This is a genomic window from Streptomyces sp. HUAS TT11 (assembly GCF_051553595.1).
GTDB lineage: Bacteria > Actinomycetota > Actinomycetes > Streptomycetales > Streptomycetaceae > Streptomyces.
On sequence record NZ_CP196184.1, the window covers coordinates 7,984,367 to 8,003,887 of the forward strand.

Annotated in this window: 13 protein-coding genes; 6 read left to right on the forward strand and 7 right to left on the reverse strand. The window is 69.8% G+C overall.

Annotated elements, in window-relative coordinates:
• Positions 1–108 precede the first annotated feature (108 nt).
• The 4 genes from ACSHXN_RS35860 to ACSHXN_RS35875 form a co-directional block, all read right to left on the reverse strand.
• On the reverse strand, positions 109–747 hold the full coding sequence (locus tag ACSHXN_RS35860) for a dihydrofolate reductase family protein (protein WP_355130247.1): 639 nt from the start codon (positions 745–747) through the stop codon (positions 109–111).
• Complete coding sequence (locus tag ACSHXN_RS35865) at positions 747–1,253, reverse strand: SRPBCC family protein (protein ID WP_355130245.1); 507 nt, start codon at positions 1,251–1,253, stop codon at positions 747–749. Before ACSHXN_RS35865 ends, ACSHXN_RS35860 begins: the two co-directional genes overlap by 1 nt.
• A 3-nt stretch (positions 1,254–1,256) precedes the next feature.
• Positions 1,257–1,598, reverse strand: a complete 342-nt coding sequence (locus tag ACSHXN_RS35870; protein WP_355130243.1) for an ArsR/SmtB family transcription factor — start codon at positions 1,596–1,598, stop codon at positions 1,257–1,259.
• Positions 1,599–2,159: 561 nt separating this feature from the next.
• Positions 2,160–2,807: a class I SAM-dependent DNA methyltransferase gene (locus ACSHXN_RS35875; RefSeq protein WP_355130241.1), complete on the reverse strand. Its 648-nt coding sequence runs from the start codon at positions 2,805–2,807 to the stop codon at positions 2,160–2,162.
• A 287-nt stretch (positions 2,808–3,094) separates the two neighbouring features.
• Here ACSHXN_RS35875 and ACSHXN_RS35880 point away from each other — a divergent pair, with 287 nt between their 5' ends.
• Positions 3,095–4,399: an MFS transporter gene (locus ACSHXN_RS35880; RefSeq protein ID WP_438305141.1), complete on the forward strand. Its 1,305-nt coding sequence runs from the start codon at positions 3,095–3,097 to the stop codon at positions 4,397–4,399.
• 57 nt (positions 4,400–4,456) lie between these two features.
• On the opposite strand, the gene ACSHXN_RS35885 is transcribed toward ACSHXN_RS35880, so the two are convergent.
• Complete coding sequence (locus ACSHXN_RS35885; protein WP_438305143.1) at positions 4,457–5,245, reverse strand: tetratricopeptide repeat protein; 789 nt, start codon at positions 5,243–5,245, stop codon at positions 4,457–4,459.
• Between the two features lie 26 nt (positions 5,246–5,271).
• Positions 5,272–8,670 carry a CHAT domain-containing protein gene (locus ACSHXN_RS35890; protein ID WP_438305145.1) on the reverse strand — a complete coding sequence of 1,133 codons (3,399 nt, stop codon included), beginning with the start codon at positions 8,668–8,670 and terminating at the stop codon, positions 5,272–5,274.
• A gap of 83 nt (positions 8,671–8,753) precedes the next feature.
• On the opposite strand from ACSHXN_RS35890, the gene ACSHXN_RS35895 reads away from it, so the two are divergent.
• From ACSHXN_RS35895 to ACSHXN_RS35905, 3 genes are all read left to right on the forward strand, one after another.
• Positions 8,754–9,119, forward strand: a complete 366-nt coding sequence (locus tag ACSHXN_RS35895; RefSeq protein WP_355799757.1) for a hypothetical protein — start codon at positions 8,754–8,756, stop codon at positions 9,117–9,119.
• Positions 9,120–9,121: 2 nt separating this feature from the next.
• Positions 9,122–9,928, forward strand: a complete 807-nt coding sequence (locus tag ACSHXN_RS35900; protein WP_355130231.1) for a hypothetical protein — start codon at positions 9,122–9,124, stop codon at positions 9,926–9,928.
• 352 nt (positions 9,929–10,280) lie between these two features.
• Positions 10,281–14,357, forward strand: a complete 4,077-nt coding sequence (locus tag ACSHXN_RS35905) for a discoidin domain-containing protein (protein ID WP_438305147.1) — start codon at positions 10,281–10,283, stop codon at positions 14,355–14,357.
• 744 nt (positions 14,358–15,101) lie between these two features.
• On the opposite strand, the gene ACSHXN_RS35910 is transcribed toward ACSHXN_RS35905, so the two are convergent.
• Positions 15,102–16,796, reverse strand: coding sequence for a PucR family transcriptional regulator (locus tag ACSHXN_RS35910; RefSeq protein ID WP_438305149.1), 1,695 nt, complete (start codon positions 16,794–16,796; stop codon positions 15,102–15,104).
• Positions 16,797–17,101: 305 nt separating this feature from the next.
• On the opposite strand from ACSHXN_RS35910, the gene ACSHXN_RS35915 reads away from it, so the two are divergent.
• A complete protein-coding gene (locus tag ACSHXN_RS35915) occupies positions 17,102–17,386 on the forward strand; it encodes a general stress protein (protein WP_355130227.1) in 285 nt (94 codons plus the stop codon).
• A gap of 227 nt (positions 17,387–17,613) precedes the next feature.
• Complete coding sequence (gene dnaK, locus ACSHXN_RS35920; protein WP_355130225.1) at positions 17,614–19,521, forward strand: molecular chaperone DnaK; 1,908 nt, start codon at positions 17,614–17,616, stop codon at positions 19,519–19,521.

Consider the following 19,521-nt stretch of genomic DNA (forward strand, 5'->3'; position numbering starts at 1 on the left):
ATCCCCTCCGGCCCCTTCCTGGCGATTCCAGCAGGGCGGACTCGACGTCCCACCGGCGGCTGTCCGCGTCACCGACCGGGTAGGTGTTCCTTCGTGTGTGCCGTGCGGCTACCGCTCGTGGACCGTGCAGGTCAGGTGGGTCACCCGCTGCGTGGGCTCCACGCGGACCTGCTCCAAGGCCACGCGGTCCGCGTCCACGCCCTCGAACAGGCGGATTCCGGACCCCAACAGCACGGGTGACAGCGTGATCGTGAACTCGTCGACCAGGCCGGCGTTCACGTACTCCAGGATCGTCGCGCCGCCGCCCGCGATGCGGACGTCCCGGTCGCCGGCGGCCTCGCGGGCCCGGTCGAGCGCGGGCTCGATGCCGTCGTTGACGAAGTGGAAGGTGGTCCCGCCCGGCCGTTCCCAGGGGTCACGCTTCTCGTGCGTGACGACGAAGACAGGAGTGTGGAACGGCGCCTCCTCCGGCCACGCCTGCTCGCCGAGGTCGAACATGCGCTTGCCCATCACGCTCGCGCCGGTGCGCTCGAACGTCTCCCGCGCGATGTCGTTGTCACGACCTTCCTCTCCGCCCTCACCGAGCTTCAGGTTCTCCCGGAAGAACCGCTGCGGGAATGCCCACTGCTGCAGTTCCGTCCACTGCGCCATCCAGCGCTGCTGCGCATCCGGGTCGTCCTTGCGCTCCTCGGGCGCGATGAACCCGTCCAGCGACATCGTCACGCTGAAGAACACCTTCCCGGCCATCAGTCCTCACCTCCCTTCCGAAGGATTTCGGCGACGTAGGCAGCCAGGTTGCCCAAGGTCTGCCGGCCGCCCTCGATCGCGTGGTACTTCTCGACCGCCTCGTCGCGCAGCTGCTTGGTGGGGAACACCGTGCGCATCTCGATCCGGGTCGCCGCGCCGTCGGGCGCGAACGTCAGGACCGACTCGAAGGCGTTCGGATCGTCACGGGACTCACCGTGGAGCAGCGCGATCCGCCCAGGCGGGGTGATCTCGGTCCAGGTGATCCACTCCTGGTAGTCCGTCCCGTCCGGTCCGTGCATCACGAAGTCCCACTCCCCGCCGGCGCGGAACTCGAACGCCCGCGTGGTGGTGGTGAACCCCTCCGGTCCCCACCACCGCGACAGGTGCCGCACCTCGGTGAACGCCTCGAACACCAGCTCCCGTGGGGCACTGATGGCCCGGGAGATCACGATCTCTCGGTCGGCTGTCGCGGACTGCGCCGGCGTTCCTCGTCCCGTCGTGCTCATCAGCTACTCCTCCTGCCTTGCCTGCTTGAGGTCCTGCACGTACTCGTCCAGCCGGTCGAAGCTCTCGTTCCAGAACCGCTCGAACCCGCCGGTCCACTCGTGAACCGGTCGCAGCCCGCGGGCGTCGAGGCCGTACAGGCGTTGCTTGCCTGCCCTGCGGTCCCGCACGAGTCCGACCTCCCGGAGCACCCGCAGGTGTTTGGACGCTCCGGGCTGGGTCATCCCCAGCTCCTGTGCCAACTCGGTCACCGGCCGCTCACCCGCCCGCAGCAGCAGCAGGATCTCCCGGCGCTGCGGCTCGGCGATCGCGTTGAAGACGTCCGACGTCGTCGCTGCTCGTGCCATGGAGCAATCATATGCCGATATCGGCATGCGTCAAGCCGGGGGCGGCCAGGCGGGTCCTGCCGGATGACGATGGTGACCCTCGTCAGCTACTGCGGAAACGCGCACCCCAGAGACGGCGCGCGCACGACGGCGGCGGGCAGGGAGGGCGATGGGTGAGCAGTACGCCGGCGGCCGGCGGGTGAGCCGGCACCGGCCGGTGGCCGACGCCACGGTGGGCATCACCGTCAACCCGATGTGGGCCCGTGACGTCCGGCGGCTCGTCGCGAGCGCGTCAGTGTTCCCCGGCCGTGGCCGCCCGTGCCTGTCTGAGCGTCCTTCGGGCCCGGGAGCTGGATGCCGGGAGAGCAGAAACGGATCCTTTGACCTCGTCTCCCTCAGCCTGCCCGAGCTCAGACGACTGATCGCCCGGCGCACTCACCGCAGACCGGCCGCCAGCGACCACATCCTGCACGGTCGCACCGGCGACACCGCCGACAACACCAAGCCCGCGCCAGCCGCGACAGGCGACGCGGCCCCAGCACCGGAAGCCGCCCACCCGTCACGGCACAGACTTTTGCGGTACTAGGCCTTACATGCGAGGAGCTGGACCTCCTGGAACTGCCGTTGGTCGGTGGGCTTGGGCTCGATCACCAGGCGGGCCGACTCTGCCAACCCGTGATCGCGCAGAAGCTCGGCGAAGAGATCGGGGGACCAGCGGTAGGCCGTCACCACCGTGTGGTCGTAGGCCTGCGTCTCCTTGTGGGGGCCGTCAGTCGCGGGGAAGTCGATCAACAGGTGGCCGCCGGGAGCCAGAACCCGGGCGATCTCGGCCAGGACGGCGGGCAGGTCCTTCGGCGGCGTGTGGATGACGGACCACCGCGAGAGCACCCCGCCGAGCACGCCGTCCTCGATGTCCAGCGCGGCCATCGAGCCGACCTCGAACCGCAGCCCGGGGTTGGCCTCGCGAGCGAGCTCGATCATCACGGGGGAGGCGTCGACGCCGAACGCTTTCAGGCCCAGCCCGTGGAGGTGAGCCGTGAAGTGGCCCGGTCCGCAGCCGAGGTCGGCGACCGCTCCGTCCCCGCTCGTCCGCGCCAGCTCCGCGAAGGCACTCAGGAGGGCACGCTCCAAAGGGCGGTCGTGCAGGGGGTCGTGGAACAGCTGCGCGTAGGTGGGGGCGATGGCGTCGTAGGCCTTGCTGGTGGCGTGCAAGGTGTCGAGTTCGGTCACCCGGAGACCGTAGCGGTAGGGGAGGTCCTGCGGGCGCGCCTTAATTGCCTTTCGTGCGCCGGCGAGCGGGAGCTAGTGTCTGCGCAGCGAGTGCCCCACGAGGAGTGAAGACATGGTCGGTCGTCCGAGCGCGCGTTGACATTGTGAGGCCGTGAGCGGCCTGTCATCGCGTGCTGCCCTTTGATGCGCGGCACAGCGAGCCGTCCTTTCCCCGCTGTCTGACATGGTCGGTGCGCCTGTCGTGCGCCGGTTGGCGGGTCTCGTCTTCGGTCATCCGAGAGGTCCCTGTGCCGTCCTCTTCCTCTGCTGTGTCCGATCCCGGTCGACCTGTTCCGTCACGCTTGTGGCGGGACGCCGACTTCCGCAGGCTCTGGGTGGGTCAGACGGCCTCCCAACTGGGCGAACACACAAGCCTGGTGGTTCTGCCGCTCTTCGCCGTCCTGACACTCCACGCCGGTGCCGGCCAGTTGGGCGTCCTGCGCGCAGTGGGGCAGACGCCGATCCTGCTGCTGTCGCTCTTCGTCGGCGCGTGGGTGGACAGGTGGCGGACCCGCACACTGATGGTGCTGGCGGACGCCGGTCGTGCCCTGGCCCTCGGCGCCGCAGCCGTGACCGGTCTCCTCGCCGGACTCGGCCTGCCCGCGCTGTTCGTGGTTGCCTTCGCGGTCGGGGCTCTGTCCGTGTTCTTCGACGTGGCCTACCAGGCGTCTTTGGTACGGCTGGTGGCGCGCGATCAGTTGGTGCGGGGGAACAGCGCTCTCGAGGGCAGCCGGTCCGCTGCGCAGATCGGCGGTCCCGCCCTCGGCGGTGTCTTGGTGTCCGTCCTGTCGGCGCCGATCGCGGTCGCATCCAGCGCAGTGTTCTTCGCGCTGTCGTTCCTGTCGATCCGGCGGATCGACCGCAGCGAATCCATCCCGGAACGCTCGGAACGACCTCCTCGGGTCTGGCGGCGGATCCACGAGGGCCTCCGCTTTGTCGCCGGCGATGCCTCGCTGCGGACCGTGTGCCTGGCATCAGCCGCCTTCCAGTTCTTCTTCGCGGCTGTGATGACCGTCTATCTGCTGTTCCTGCCTCGGGACCTGCACCTGTCGGGCACCGCCGTAGGGTTGGCGCTCGCGGCGACGGGGCCGGGCGCGCTCCTGGGCTCGCTGCTGGCCGCCCGCCTACCGAGCCGCTTCGGGCATGGCGCTGTGCTCGTGTCCGCGGCAGCACTCGGCGACGGCGTCTTCCTGTTCGTGCCCGCGCTGCACGGCACCTCGGTGGTGACGGTTCCCGCGCTCCTTACTGTCAACTTCGTCTTCGGAACGTTCAGTCAGTTGGTGAATGTCACGGTCATGGCCGTCCGGCAGACCGTCACTCCGGACGGCATGCAAGGCCGCGCGGCCGCGACGATCAACTTTGTCGGGATGGGGCTGACCCCGCTCGGCTCGCTCCTCGGCGGCTTTCTCGCGGAAGCCTGGGGGACGCGCACCAGTCTCCTGGTGACAGCCCTGGGCATGCTGGTGTCGCCGGCGCTGATGGCCCTGTCACCACTCGGCCGCCTGGGACGGACGCTGCCCGTTCCGTCGGGGACTCCGGTCCCGTCCGCGTGAGGGCCTTTGTCGCCCCGACGGCAACGAGGCGCCCGCACGGTCGTTCCGCTCGCCGTCTCAGGTGATGTTGATGTTGACGTGCCAGCCCATCCTCATCAGGCGCTGCTGGGTCTCCAGCGTCAGTTGGTGATGGGGACCGAGGGTGCGCACGTAGTGCCGGAGGATGTCGACGAGCAGCAGTCCGGCCTCGTGCCGATGTCCCAGGGTGTGCAGCGCGGCCACCAGATTGCCGCCCACGGCGAGCGTCTGGAGGTCGTCCGCGCCCAGGGCCCGCTGGTAGCCGGTGTACGCGCGGTTGAGCAGATCGTAGCCCTTCTGCTGGTCACCCGCCTTGAACAGCACGGAGCCCAGGAGCGAGGCAGTCTCGAGGGAGTCGGGGTGGCCGGGGCCCAGAACCGCGTCGCGGCCTTCCAGCGTCCGTCCGATGAGGGCGAGCCCTTCTTCCCACTCCTCGCCCATCACCAGTGCCGCCCCGAGATTGTGCGCGTAGGCGAGCGTGTCAGGGGCGTCGGCCCCGAAGTGGCGTGCCGAGCGTTCGTAGGCTTCGCGGTGCATCGCCTCCGCTTCGGGCAGATGGCGCCGCTGGTAAAGGGCGTGTCCCAGCGCGTCGTACAGCGCGACCGTCATCGGGTGAGCGGGGCCGAGGAGGCGTTCGTAGTCGGCGAGGAGGTCCCGCATCACCGGCTCCGCCTCCTCGTACAGCTCGCGGTCGAACAACTGCTGGGCGAGTCGCTGTCGTTGGACGGTCTCCGGTGGCAGATCCGGGGTGTGCTCGCCGCGCGGGCCCCCGTCCGGTGGTACGTGGTCCTGCCCGGGCTGTGCCGTGCCTCGGTGTTCCGGGTGCATGGTGTTCCTCTCGTCGCGATGGTGGATCAGATCCCCGAATGCACGAACGGCGCCCAGACACGAGGCGGGTGGCCGGCCCTCCTCAGTCCCCGGACCGCTTCGTACAGGGCCTGTGCCGCCTCGCCGGTGTGCAGGGTCCCGTCGGAGGCGAGCGTGGCGTAGAGGTCCGCGGTCACCTCGGCGGCCGTGGTGGCGCCGACGGACCACAGCGTGCCGACGACCTGCCGCCACCCGGTGTACTGGAGGGCACTGGTGACGGCCATGGCCTCGTCGGGGGCCCCGGCTCCGCCGAGAGCGGTCTGGCACGCGGAGAGGAAGACGAAGTCGCCGTGGGCGTAGTGGTCGGCACGCAGATCGGCCACGGTCAGCACCGCGTCGTGCAGCACCACGCCCCCCTGCGAGGGCCGTGTCAGGTCCTGGCCGCCGTGACAGCTCAGATGTGCCCAGCGGTGTGTGCGCAGCCCGGCGCGTACGGACCGCCGGGTCGCGTGCTCACCACGGAGCACGGTCGATGTGGGGAACGCCGCTTTCAGTACGGCCAGTTCGTCCTCGACCTGGGGCAGGGGACCGTAGCCGGGTGTCGACGGCAGTCCCACCGCCAGCATTCCGTCCCCCGGTGCGGAGGAACGGGCGTCGGCACGGCTGTCGAGCAGGGCGCGCAGGGTGGGCGTGTACGAGGGCGTCACCCGGTCCTGGACGCAATCCCCGGCCGCGTCGGCGGTACCGGCGCCGGAGTCCGGGATTCCGGCGGCATGCAGGGGCAGGAGCGCGAGCAGGCCGGTGGGGCACCACCACAGGCGGGGGAGGCTACCGTCTGTGGGTGGTCGGGTGGTCAACCCCAGTGCCCGCAAGCAGGGTTCGGTGATGTCCCGCCACAGCCATTCCAGCGTACGGGTGACGATGAGATTGAGCGTGACCTGGGCCAGCGCGTCGCGCGGTCCGGTCTCGTACCGCTGAAGTGCCGTCAGGTAGCGCTCTGTCCTGGCCAGAATCTGCGGATAGCCGACATCGAGCGGGACCGTCCGGGTGGCGGACGTGGTGACGATCAGCGCGTCGGTGCGCCACTGGCTCGACACCACCAGCACGACCGGACCGCCGGCCGCCGCCCGGCGCAGCTCCTCGATGCCTGCGGGGCGTCGGAAGTCCTCGAAGCCGGTCAATGTCCTGATATGGGCGACGAGGTCTTCGCGTTCGGCGGCCAGCGTCAGACGCCGGTCGGCGATCCGGCCCCACCACGGCTCGGCGGCGCCCGCTTCGGGTGATGTGTTCAACTCCCTTTCGACGACGGTCAGTCGCTCGGCCAGATCCGCCTCCACGACTTGCAGAGCGCCCAGTTCCGTACGTGAGTCGAGCAGTTGGGACCACAGCACGCCTCGCCCCTGTTCCAGCAGCTCCACCGCCCGATCCGGGTCCCCGGCGGCGACCGCGCAACTTGCGGCCTCCCCGGCGAGTCCGCTCCAGAGGGTGAGCAACTCCTCCTGCGCACGGGTGTCCTGGGCGGGGGACACCAGCGACGGCAGAATGTCGAGCGCCTGGGCGTACAGCTTGACGGCCGCGTCCCAGGCACCTCGCCGGCACCGTGCCCGCGCCGCGTAAGCAGCGGCCGAGGCGCGGGACGAGGGAGGTACCGAGGGGTCGGTGACGAGCCCTTCCCACAGCGTCACGGCCCGGTCGGTCTCTGCTGCCCCGCCCAGCTCGGCCAGCAGAAAAGCAAGCAGCAGCACCGCGTCGGCCCGCTGCGGATGCCGCGGCGCAGTCACCCGCACGGCCCGCTCACTGAGTTCGAGCGCCCGGTCGGCGTCGCCGCGCCGGTCGTGGAGACGGTAGAGGCTGTACGAGAGGGAGCTCAGGCCGCGGAGGCGGCCGCCCAGGTCCGGATGGTGCGGGCCGGTCTGCTCGACGGCGCGCAGCAGGCACTCGTACGCCTCCCTCACGTCCTCGAGGTCGGCGGCATCCGGCACCGCCCCGGACGCCCTCCTGCGCTCCCACTCGAGCTGTGCCGTCTCGTGGACGAGGTCGGTGAGGCCGAAGGGCGTGACCTGCCCGAGTAATCCGAAATTCCGGGCCATGAGCGCCTCGCCGAGACTTGTGAGATGGGCCGGCGCCCCCGGGTGGTGCCGCAGATCCGCACTCGCCGTCCGGGGGCGGACCGCCTCACGGAACGCTTCGACGGCCCGGTCGAGAAAGGACCGGTCGTGGGTGTACTCGGACGCGGCGAACAACGCCCGCCCGAGGGTGTGCAGATGATCCGCACGGCGTGCGAGGCCGGCTGTCCCCGCTTCCTCGCCCGGGCCCTCCTCAACGGCTCTCTCGCCCGCAAGGAGAGCGTCGTCCAGGTCCTGGACGACGCCGGTCTCCTCGAACCGGCTCAGCAGGGCCTTGCTCAGGCCGGCCAGAGACGGGGCCCGGTCGGGCGATGCGAGCGGTGTGGCGTCGGCGCCCTGCGTCAGCAACTCGATCGCTCGGTGCAGCGGGCGTGGGTCCCGGGTGAGGAGATACCGCGAGTGGTACGCGCCCCCGAGGCGGCTTCTCCGGGTGGCCAGGCCCCTGTCGTTCTCGGGAGTCCGCGCCAGCGCCCGCTCCAGCTCCTCGATGCCCTGGTCCAGTTCACCCGGGTCACCGGTCAGCTCATGGCGCCCGAGGCGCGCGCAGGCGAGTCTCTCCTCGAACATCGCACGCAAGTGGTGTTCCGGCGAAGTCGTCCGCACGGCACGGGCACTGAGCCGGACCGACTCGGCCCAGGCGACGGCGTCACCCGTGAACCCGGCCCGGTACTGGAGCACAGCGCTGAGATTGTCGAGGCGAAGCGGCAGTTCGGGGTCCCCTGGCTCGGTGCCGCGCACCGCGTCTCGCGCCGCCTGCTCCGCCCGCTCGAGATCCGCCGGGTCACCACGCCGGAAGTACCGCATGTGCAGGGCCAGACTCAGGTTCGACAGGTCCCCGGCCCAGAACTCGTGGTCCGGCGTGTATGCCTCGACCGTGCCGTTGAAGAGCTCGATCACCTCGTCGAGCTTGTTCAGGTCCTCGTCGACCTGTACCTCTTTCAGCAGGAGGATCGCCCGGCGCCCCCACTGCTCCGGGCCGATGAAGGAAGGGTCGTAGTTCCGCGGGTTGCGGGACAGCAGCGCTCGCACCTCGTCGGGCACCCGGACCGACTCGGCGCCCTCGATCGCGCCGTACAGCATGAGCGCACCCCACAGGTCATCGACGGGTCCGTCCTGGCCGAGGGCCACCGTGCGCGCCCAGTGCAGGCCGGCCAGTGCGTACACGGCCCCGACGGTGGTGCCCTGCCCGGTCAGGACGGTCCGCCAGATCCGCCCCGCCGGGGCCAGCACACCCGGCCCCGTCACCGCGTCCGGGTCGCCGCCGTGTTCCCATCGGCTCACCCGTTCCCGTACCGCGTCCACGGCTTCGTCCAGGTCCACGCAACTGTCCCCCGTAGCGATGCGTCCACAACTACCGTAGGAGATCAGGACCTTTGTGACCACGACAGGAAGGAAAGGCCGCGTTGCCCAGCGCCGAGGATCGAGCCCTGGCCGGGTGGCTGTGCGCCGTCGCGCCGGAGTTGCGCGCGGGCGCGCTCGGCGACGAAGAGGTGTTGGCCTGGATCGACGCGGCACTGGCCGCGGTACGGAATGGCGAACCCGCTGCCCCGGTGTGCCGTCGTCTGGGCTATCCGTCCCGGGCGGAACCGGACAAGCACACGGGTGATCTGACGGCTCTCGACGACTTCGGCTTCGATCCGGTGGTCGTCCGGGGCGAGTACCGATGCCCGACGGGACGCTGCTCGCGCAGGTCGCAGGCGGACGAGTCCGGCAGGGAGCCGCGCTGCCAGGTCGACGACGCGCCGATGATCCTGCGCGCGAAGCCCTGACGATGAACACTGTCCTGGCAGAGCTGGGCAAGAAGCTCGCCGACCGCTGGATGGGCGCTCTGCTGCTACCCGGACTGCTCTTCGTCGCCACCACCGTGTGCGGAGTGCTGCTCGGGCAGGGATCGGCACTCGACTCGGCGCACCTTGCCGACGAACTGACACGTCTCGGCGAACGGATGACGACCGGTCCGGCGGCGACGGCCCTCACGGTGGCCGGAGCCCTGCTGGCCGCCACCGTGTCGGGACTGGTCGTGCAGGGGCTCGCGGCCGCCGTACGGCGCGTGCGGGTCGCCCGCCGTCCCCGGCGCTGGGTGAGGTGGCGGCGGGAGAGGGCCCGCGCCGCACGAGAGCGGGCCGGCGGCACCGGTCCGGAGCGCTACCTTCCCGCGCGGATCACGGACATCGGCGACCGCTTCCGACTGGTCGACGAACGGGTGGACGCCCAGTACGGGCTTTCGGCGGCCCTGGCGTGGCCCCGGCTGTGGCTCCTCCTGCCGGAGACCACCAGGCCGCTGATCAGCTCCGCGTACTCCCGGTACCAGGGTTCGTCGGAAACCACCGCGTGGGGGCTCCTCACCCTGTGCCTGGGCCTGGTCTGGTGGCCGGCGCTGCCGGTGGGCGCGGTCCTGGGCCTCGTCGGCCGGCACAGGGGCCGAGCCTCGGGCGCGGCCCTCGCGGACCTGGTCGAAGCCGCCCTCGACCTCCATCAGCGGCAACTGGCCGAGGCACTGGGAGTCGACCTTCCGCACGGCCGGATCACGCCGGCGGAGGGGCTGCAGATCAACGACATGCTCAACAAGAGGGCGTGAGCAGTGGAGTCGACGACAACACGCCGCAACTGCGGCGGGAAACTTCGGGCCACGGCTTGCTCTTCCCCGCGCTCGCCGACGACAAGGGCCTGCTGCTGTGGCTGTCCGCGGCCCTCCCGGGACGGTTCTCGCGGCCGGTGCGGGGACCTACGGCATCACGGCGAAGACGGTGCGCCTGGCCGAAGCACTGCCGCGATGTATTCCTAATTTAATAGAAGCAAAGCGTGCCCGATGTCTTGACAGTCGCGTTGCGTGGCGGCAGTGTTCGGCAGCGTGTCGAGGGGTGGCAACGTTGTCATCCTGGTTCCACAGTCCGCCGTTCCCTGGATTTCGCCTGATCGGAGCCATGTTCATGCCGGATCAGTCCTCCGTGCCCTCCCGTCGTGCCGTACTGTCGGCGGGGTCGACCCTGTTGGCAGGGTTCGGTCTCGGGATGGGGCCGCTCGCCTCCGCCGCCACGGCCGGAGCCGGTCACCCCGACCGGGAGACGCCGTCGGGCGAACTCGCCGCATACCGGCCGGTTTCGGTGTCCTCGACCGACTACGCCCCCACGCCCGCGGAGTTCGCGGTGGACGGCCTCGCGGTGCGGGGGGTCAGGGGCAGCGGCTGGCGCGCGGCGGCAGGCGATCCGCAGTGGATCAAGGTGGACCTCCAGGCGCTGTGCGAAGTCACCTCCGTGCGGCTGGTGTTCGAGGCCACCTCGGACGATCCGACGTTCACGGAATCGCCGACCGGCAGCCCCCGCGACAACACCACCGGGCAGGAGATCCTGTCCAGTTGCGCCGTGGACTTCGTCATCGAGACCTCGCGTGACGGCAAGACCTGGACGGCGGTGTACCACACGGATTCCGGCAAGGGCGGCGAGATGGAGATCGTCCTGCCGAAGGCGGTCACCGCACGCTGGGTCCGCATGACGGTCGACAAGCGCTCCAACGCCAACCCGCTCGGCCTCAACGGACTTCAGGTCTACGGCAGCTGCCGCACGCGGCGCCCGGAGGTCACCGGCTGGACCGACTGGGGCGTGCGTGAGCGGCACCCCGAGCCGCTGAAGGTGGCCGGCGACGGCACTGTCCCGCTGGAGTCCGGCTGGGACCTGACCATGGACGACTGGGCCGGCGCCGACGGTGCCGCCCTGTCCCGCACCGCGTACGACACGAGCCGCTGGCTCCCGGCGACCGTCCCCGGCACCGTGCTGACCTCGCTGGTGGACCAGGGCCATCTGCCCGACCCGGTGTCCGGGTTCAACAATCTGCACGTGCCCGAGGCCCTGTCCCGGCACTCCTGGTGGTACCGGCGCGAGTTCGCCCTGCCCAAGGGACTGCAGACCGGCTCGGAACGGCACGTCTGGCTGGAGTTCGACGCCGTCAACCACGAGGCCGAGGTCTGGTTCAACGGCACGAAGGCCGGCTCCTTCACCAACCCGTTCTCGCGTGCCTCCTACGACGTGACCCAGTTGCTGGCGTCCGACGGCCAGGCGCTCGCGGTGAAGATCACCCCGATGCCGTTCCCCGGCAGTCCGACGGACAAGGGCCCCGCGGGCCTCGCGTTCGTGGACGCGGGCGCCAACATGATGAACCGCAACTCGCCCACCTACCTTGCCTCCTCGGGCTGGGACTGGATGCCGGCGGTGCGCGACCGTGCGGCCGGCATCTGGAACCACGTCCGGCTGCGCTCCACCGGCGCCGCCGTCATCGGCGACCCGAGGGTAGACACACTGCTGCCCGACCTGCCCGACACCGGCACCGCGGAGCTGACCGTGGTGGTCCCGGTGCGCAACGCCGACTCCGGCGACAAGCGTGTGACCGTGACCGCCGCGTTCGGCCGGGTGCGGGTCACCCGGACCGTGACGGTGGCCGGCGGCACCAGCACGGAAGTCGCCTTCGCCCCCGCCGACTTCCCGCAACTGCGCCTGCGGGACCCAGAGTTGTGGTGGCCCAACGGCTACGGCGAGCCGCACCTGCACGACCTCACCCTGACCGCGTCCGTGGACGGCCGGGAGAGCGACCGCCGCACCACCCGCTTCGGCATACGTCAGTTCGGCTACGAGTACGGCGCAGTGCCGATGACGTTCCGGTGGAGCAGCGACATCTTCACCCAGACCGTGGACTTCCCCCGGCAGAAGGCACGTTACATCCGCATCCTGTGCCACACCCGCGCCACCCAGTGGGGCTCCTCGATGTGGAGCCTGTCGGTCCTGAACAGCACCACGCCCGGCGACGACCTGGCCCTCGGCAAGAAGGCGACGGCGTCCTCCACCGACGACCCCTCGCGCGGGGCGGGCAACGTCACCGACGGCAACGGCGACACCCGCTGGTCGTCCTCCTTCGACGACGAGCAGTGGGTCCAGGTGGACCTCGGCTCCTCTGTCTCCTTCGACCGGATCGCCGTCAACTGGGAGCAGGCGTACGCGAAGACGTACACCGTCCAGGTCTCCGAGGACGGCTCCGCGTGGACCGACGTGCGCGACGTCGACAACGCCGCCGCTCCGCTGCCGTTCAACACCTCCGGCTCGGCGAGCATGCAGAACGTCGAGTTCGACGCGGTCACCGCCCGCTACATGCGGGTGTTCTGCCGGACCCGCGCCACCGGCTGGGGCTTCTCGATGTGGGACCTGGCCGTCGTGGACAGCGGCAGACCGGGTACCAATCTGGCGCTGCGCAAGCCCGCGACCGCCTCCTCCGAAGGCGAGGGCACGGTCGCAGGCAACGCGGTGGACGGCGACGTCAACACCCGGTGGACCTCGATCTACGAGGACGACAGCTGGATCCGGTTCGACCTCGGCTCCCCGGAACGGTTCGACCGGGTGGCGATCACCTGGGAGCAGGCGTACGCGCGGACATACACGATCCAGGTCTCCGACAACGGCACCGACTGGAAGGACGTCAAGTCGGTCGACAACTCGATCGCGCCGCTGAAGATCAGTGTCAACGGTGTGCGGGTGTTCTGCCGGGGCGGCAACTGGGGCTGGGACGAGTTGCTGCGCCGGATGCCGGCCGAGCGCATGGACACGGCGGTGCGGATGCACCGCGACATGAACTTCACGATGATCCGCAACTGGGTGGGCAGCAGCAACCGGGAGGAGTTCTACGCCAGTTGCGACCAGCACGGCCTGCTCGTGTGGAACGACTTCCCCAACGCCTGGGCGATGGACCCCCCGGACCACGACGCGTTCAACAGTACGGCTCGGGACGTCGTGCTCCGCTACCGCATCCACCCGAGCGTTGTCGTGTGGTGCGGGGCCAACGAGGGCAACCCGCCCGCCGCGATCGACGACGGCATGCGCGACGCGGTCCACTCCGGGGCACCCGGCGTGCTGTACCAGAACAACTCGGCCGACGGCATCGTCACCGGCGGCGGTCCCTACGGCTGGGTGGAGCCGGAGAAGTACTTCTCCGCCACGACCTACGGCAGCAAGAACTACGGCTTCCACACCGAGATCGGCATGCCGGTCGTCTCCACGGCGGAGACCGTGCGCCGCCTGGTCCGCGACGAGCCCGAATGGCCCATCGGCGGCGCCTGGTACTACCACGACTGGAGCACGAAGGGGAACCAGGCCCCGCAGAACTACCGCGCGGCGATCGAGTCCCGGCTCGGTACCGCGAAGGACCTGGACGACTTCTGCCGCAAGGCGCAGTTCCTCAACTACGAGAACCACCGCGCCATGTTCGAGGCGTGGAACGCCAAGCTGTGGGACGACGCGAGCGCCCTGCTGCTGTGGATGTCCCACCCCGCCTGGTACAGCACGGTCTGGCAGACCTACGACTACGACTTCGACGTCAACGGCGCCTACTACGGCTCCCGCAAGGCCGCCGAGCCCGTCCATGTGCAGGCGAGCCCGGTCGACGGGCAGGTCATCGCCGTCAACCACACCCCGCGCGAGATCCGTCAGGCGACTGTTGTGGCCCGCTGGTACGACCTCGACGGCCGCCAGGTGGCCGGCGAGCAGAAGGCGACCGTGGACATCGCGCCGTCCGCGACGGCGAAGGCGTTCATCGCCGACCCGAACGGCCCCCTGCCCGACCTGTACCTGCTGCAGTTGCGACTCATGGACGAGCACGGCAAGACGCTCGCGGAGAACACCTACTGGCGGTACACGACCCCGGAGGCCATGCAGGCGCTGAACAAGGCACGGCAGACCAGGGTCGCGGTGGACGTCGCCGGCTCGCACAGCGGGTCCGACGGACGGCGCGAGCTGACCGCGCGAGTGACCAACCGGGGCTCGTCGGTCGCGGCCATGCTGCGCGTCTCACTGGTGGACACCCCGTCGGGCCACCGGGTGCTGCCCGCCGAGTACAGCGACAACTACCTGTGGCTCCTGCCCGGAGAATCCCGGACGATCACCGCGACGTGGCCCGCGCATGTGGACGCAGCGCGGCCGAGGCTCCGGCTCGAGGGCTACAACGTGCCCGAGGTGACGAGCGGCTCGTAGCGGGGACCGGCCGCGACTGAGCGGCCTTCCGGTTGCCTCGGCACCGGGGGCCGCTTATCGGCCTTCCGTTCGCTCGAACTGGTCGTAGTCCTGGCCAGCGCCGATCCCGCTCCTCCTGGTGCCTTTCTCGGTGCTCACCGGGTCGACGGCCCACCGGGCTGTCCTGACCCAGTCCTTCTTCTAGCTCGGCTCCGCTGGTACGGGGGGCCCGGCCTTGAGGGCGTCAGTCTCGGTTGAGCGATCGACTCACGTGGGGCACACGATGGCTTCGCGATCCCCCCACGGCTGCCGCAGTGATGACACCCCAGAGCCTTGGCGACCTACGCCTACTGCACACACCGAAGGGGCAGTTGAAGGCCCAGCCCGGTAGTCGGCGCTTGATGCCGGGGGTGGGAGGCTCGAAGCGGCCCCGCTTGGTGCAGCTCCATGGCCAGGGCTATGTCGTTACCGGGGCGCAGAGAGCGCACAAAGTCACGAGATCGCCGACGGCGGAACCTGGTGTAGCGGGCATCGGGTGGGCCGCCGGGCCTGGCAAATGTCCCTTGGTATGCCAACCTGCCGCCTCAGAGGCGACGTATACACCCCTTCCACGCAGCCCACGGCGTCCAGCACGGCGACACCACGCCGTGGCCCTTGACCTCGACATCTGGCTGCGCACAAGGGCCGGCCACCCGCTACAGCGCTGTAGCACGGCAGCCCGACCCATTGCCACTAGACCGCTCGCACAACAGTTCCCGCGAGGCATCAGCCGGGTCCGCCCAGCACGATCTTCCACACCCGGGTCGCCACCTGGAGGTTGAGCCGATCCTCCACGTTAGCGAGGTCTTTGCCGCTGATGTCGCGGATGCGCTGGAGCCGATAGCGCAGCGTGCTGCGATGGATCGCGAGGGATTCGGCCGTCTCGTCGTAGTTGCCGCCGCAGTCGAAGTACCGGGACAGGGTCTCCACCATGGCCGTGTGATGCCGGGAGTCGTAGTCGATGAGCTGCCCGAGCCACTCGTGGACGAACGTCTCTAGTTCTTGGTAATCGTTGCCAGGTCCCAGGATGCGGTAGAGGCCGAGTTCGTCGAAGAACGTCGTGCCGTAGCACTCGCAGGAGTAGCGGCGCACTTCCAGGGCACGCTGGGCCTCCTGGTAGCGGTGAGGGATGTCGTCCAGGCAGTCGCAAGGGGCGCTCACTCCGATCGCCCCGGACCGTGTTCCGGTCTCCCGGGCGAGTGCCTCGTACAGTGCGCGGGCGTGCGGCCTGTCGTCGGCGACCAGGACCACGTGGTCGGAACGTCGGGTCAGCAGCGAGCGCATGCCCACGTTGGAGGCCGCCCGACCCACGGTCTGCGCGAAGGAATCGTCCGCAGTCCGGTTCGACCACTGCACCACGACGACGTAGTGGCTCCGGTGCAGGTCGTGTCCGACTGCCTCGGACCGGGCGTAGGCGCTCGCCTCGTCCGTCCCTGTCAGAAGGTCGTCGACCAACTCGCGGTGGAGCCTCAGCTCCACTTCGGCCAGATTACGCAGGTGCGCTAGCTCCGGGGCGAGCGCCGTGGCGGCCTGTTCCATCGCGAGCACGGTGTGCTCGTCGGCCTCGTCCCGGGGATCGACCAGGGCGAGCACGCCCAGGATCTTGCCGTGCGGGCGGATCAGCGTGATCAGCCGGTCCTTCATCCGAGCCGGCCCGGCCTCCCGGGCGACGGCGTGCAGCATTTCGTCCTGGCGCACGGGGTCCGGCTCCGGATAGGGGTCGGGGCGGTTGGGGCCGGTCCAGGACCTCAGTCGACCGAAGCGGTCCTCGACCACCGCGGGGAGCCCAGTCAGCCCATGCAGTGCGCGGGTGATGGCTTCTTCACCGCCGCCCGAGGCAGCGACGTCGGCCATGAGTGCGTGAACGGCTCGCTGGTACCCCAGCTCAGCCACGACGGAGATCAGCTGCCGCTGGAGGGCTGTGCGTTCCCCCCTGAGCCGGTGCAGCGCCAGCGCGTCCTCTTGCCGGCGGCGGTGTGCGAAGGCGACTGACAGAGCAGCAGCGGTGTGCCGGATGAGCGTGAGGAGCAGGGAGCGTTCAGCCTCGGTGGGCTGGGAGCGGGATGTAACCACGAGGTAACCGTGGAATCTCTCAAGTCCGCGCAACCCCAGGGCCCAGCCCCAGGGCCGGCCGGACACGGTCACAGGGCCGTCCTGCCCGGCCAGCTCCCGCACCCTCCGCTCCACGGCCAAGGCATGGATCCGCCCGTTCCTCGCGCTGGGGACCAGGTCGCCGTCCACTCTGAGGTATCCGGCCTCGGCGCTGTATCGCCCTGCGGCGGCTATATGGTCCATGGCCAGGCGCAAAATCTCGCCTTCGTCCAGGGTGTCGAACAGGGCCTTGGAGAGCACCATCAGTTCGTGGAGGGCATGGTCGGCTGGGGTTGACACGCGCGGACCGGGCCCTCTCCGCACGGCCATGTGGGGCCGCCCGACGCCGCCCCACGAGAGACCCGCCTCCCGGTCAGAGCGACGGGACAGGCTGTATACCCGACTGCCGGACATGGATCACTCCGTTCTCCCGAGCCGTTAGGGAGGCGAGCGGTGTTCCGGGTACCCGCTCTCGGGCAGGCTCATCCGAGATATGGGGATTCTTCCTCTAGTACTCGTGGGGCGACCGGACCCGCGCATTTCTGACTCGCCAGGCGCAGGCGTGGAGCCAATCGGCTCGCCACCCTGGGGAGTGTTCGAACCCCTCCGTGCGCACCGGCAGGAAGGGCTGGGCGATGACCGAGCAGCATGGCAGGCCGGCTGCCTCGTACAAGACGTACTGGGAAGCCGAACGCGCCGTGGACCACCTCCCTGACCATGGGTTTTCCGTGGAGGGGGTGGCGATCATCGGCCCGGACGTGCGCCTGGTCGAGCAGGTGATCGGCCGGATGGACTATGGCAGGGTCGCTCTTCACGGGGCGGCGAGCGGTGCGCTCCCAGGTGTCCTGACCGGACGGCTGTTCGGCCTCGTGAACTGGCTCGACCCCGTCGTCTCCGGCTCCTCGCTCTGCGCGGACTGATCTTCGGAGCTGTCGTCGGCGCGCTGTTTGGCATGCCGCTGCAGGGCCGCCGCCAGGCTTTCTCCTCGCTCCGTTCGACGCAGCCGAGCCGGTAGGAGGTCGCGTGGTGCTGACGAGGCTGTGCAGCTGATCAGCGCGCTGCAGACCACCGGCGGAGGTCCCATCCACACCTGAACGAACGTGATTCGGAGAGTCGGCGCAGGCCGCCGCACCAGGAGGAGATCTTCATGGCCAAGGCAGTGGGCATCGACCTGGGCACCACTAACTCGGTGATCGCCGTGTGGGAGGGCGGCGAGCCGTCCGTCGTGCCCAACAGCGAGGGCAACCGCACGACACCGTCCGTGGTGGCCTTCACCGACACCGGCGAGCGACTGGTGGGCCAGCTGGCCCGGCGCCAGGCGATCCTCAACCCGAAGGGCACCATCTACTCGGCCAAGCGGTTCATCGGCCGGCACTTCGACGAGATCTCCGACGAGGCCAAGGCGGTGGCGTACGACGTCGTCGAGGGCGACGGCGGGGCGGCCCGCTTCAAGGTGCGCGACAAGCTGTACGCGCCTGAGGAGATCAGCGCTCAGGTGCTGCGCAAACTCGCCGACGACGCTTCCAAGCAGCTGGGGGAGCGGGTCACGGAGGCGGTCATCACGGTGCCTGCCTACTTCAATGACGCTCAGCGCACCGCCACCAAGGACGCCGGACGGATCGCGGGACTGGAGGTGTTGCGGATCATCAACGAGCCGACCGCAGCGGCCCTCGCGTACGGCATGGACAAGAAGCAGCACGAGACCGTCCTCGTCTTTGACCTGGGGGGCGGCACCTTCGACGTGAGCATCCTCGACGTCGGCGACGGCGTGGTGGAGGTGCGCTCCACCGCCGGCGACAGTCACCTGGGCGGCGACGACTTCGACCGGCGTCTGGTGGATTACCTCGCGGACGACTTCCAGAAGGAGAACGGCATCGACCTGCGCAAGGACCCGCAGGCGCTGCAACGCCTGTTCGAGGCGGCGGAGAAGGCCAAGACCGAGCTCAGTTCGGTGACGCAGACGCAGGTGAGCCTGCCGTTCATCACCGCCGACGCCTCGGGCCCCAAGCATCTCACCGACTCGATCATGCGGTCCACGTTCGAGCAGATCACCAGCGACCTGGTGGAGCGGTGCCTGGGACCGGTCCAGCAGGCCATGGCCGACGCCAAGGTCGGCGAGAGCGACATCGACGAGGTCATCCTCGTCGGCGGTTCCACACGCATCCCGGCGGTCCAGACCCTCGTGCGTCGGCTGACCGGCGGCAAGGAACCCAACATGACCGTCAACCCCGATGAGGTCGTCGCCCTGGGCGCCGCGATCCAGGCCGGGGTGCTCAAGGGCGAGGTCAAGGACGTCCTGCTGCTCGACGTCACCCCCCTGTCGCTGGGTGTCGAGACGCGCGGTGGCGTGATGACGAAGATCATCGAGCGGAACACCACCATCCCCGTCCGTCGCACCGAAACCTTCTCCACCGCCGAGGACAACCAGCCCGCCGTCGACATCGTCGTCCTTCAGGGCGAGCGCGAACGGGCCGCCGACAACCGGGTGCTCGGCCGGTTCCAGCTCACCGACATCCGGCCGGCGCCGCGGGGCGAACCGCAGATCGAGGTCACCTTCGACATCGACGCCAACGGCATCCTCAACGTCAAGGCACGTGACCGGGACACCGGCAAGGAACAGGGCATCACCATCAGCGAGAGTTCCAACCTGGACCGCAGTGAGGTCGAACGCATGGTCCAGGAGGCCGAGCGCAACCGGGGCCAGGACCAGGCACTCCGCGAGGCCGTCGACGCCCGCAACGAGCTCGACGCCGTCGCCTACCAGGTCGAGAAGCGCCTCGCCGATCTGGGCGACGCAGCGCCCGCGCACGAGAAGGCACGCGCCGAGATGCTCGTGTCCGACGCCCGCGCGGCGGTCAAGGAAGAGGCGGGTGTGGAGCGCGTGCGGCCCCTGGCCTCCGAACTCCAGCAGGTGCTCGCCGGGCTGGCGGCCCATCAGGGCGCCACTACCACCGGCGGTCCCGGCCAAGACACCCCCGGGGGCGGCGCGACCGGTGGCCCGGGCGGCGGTGGCGGTGACGACGACGTCATCGATGCCGAGTTCGACAAGGACTGA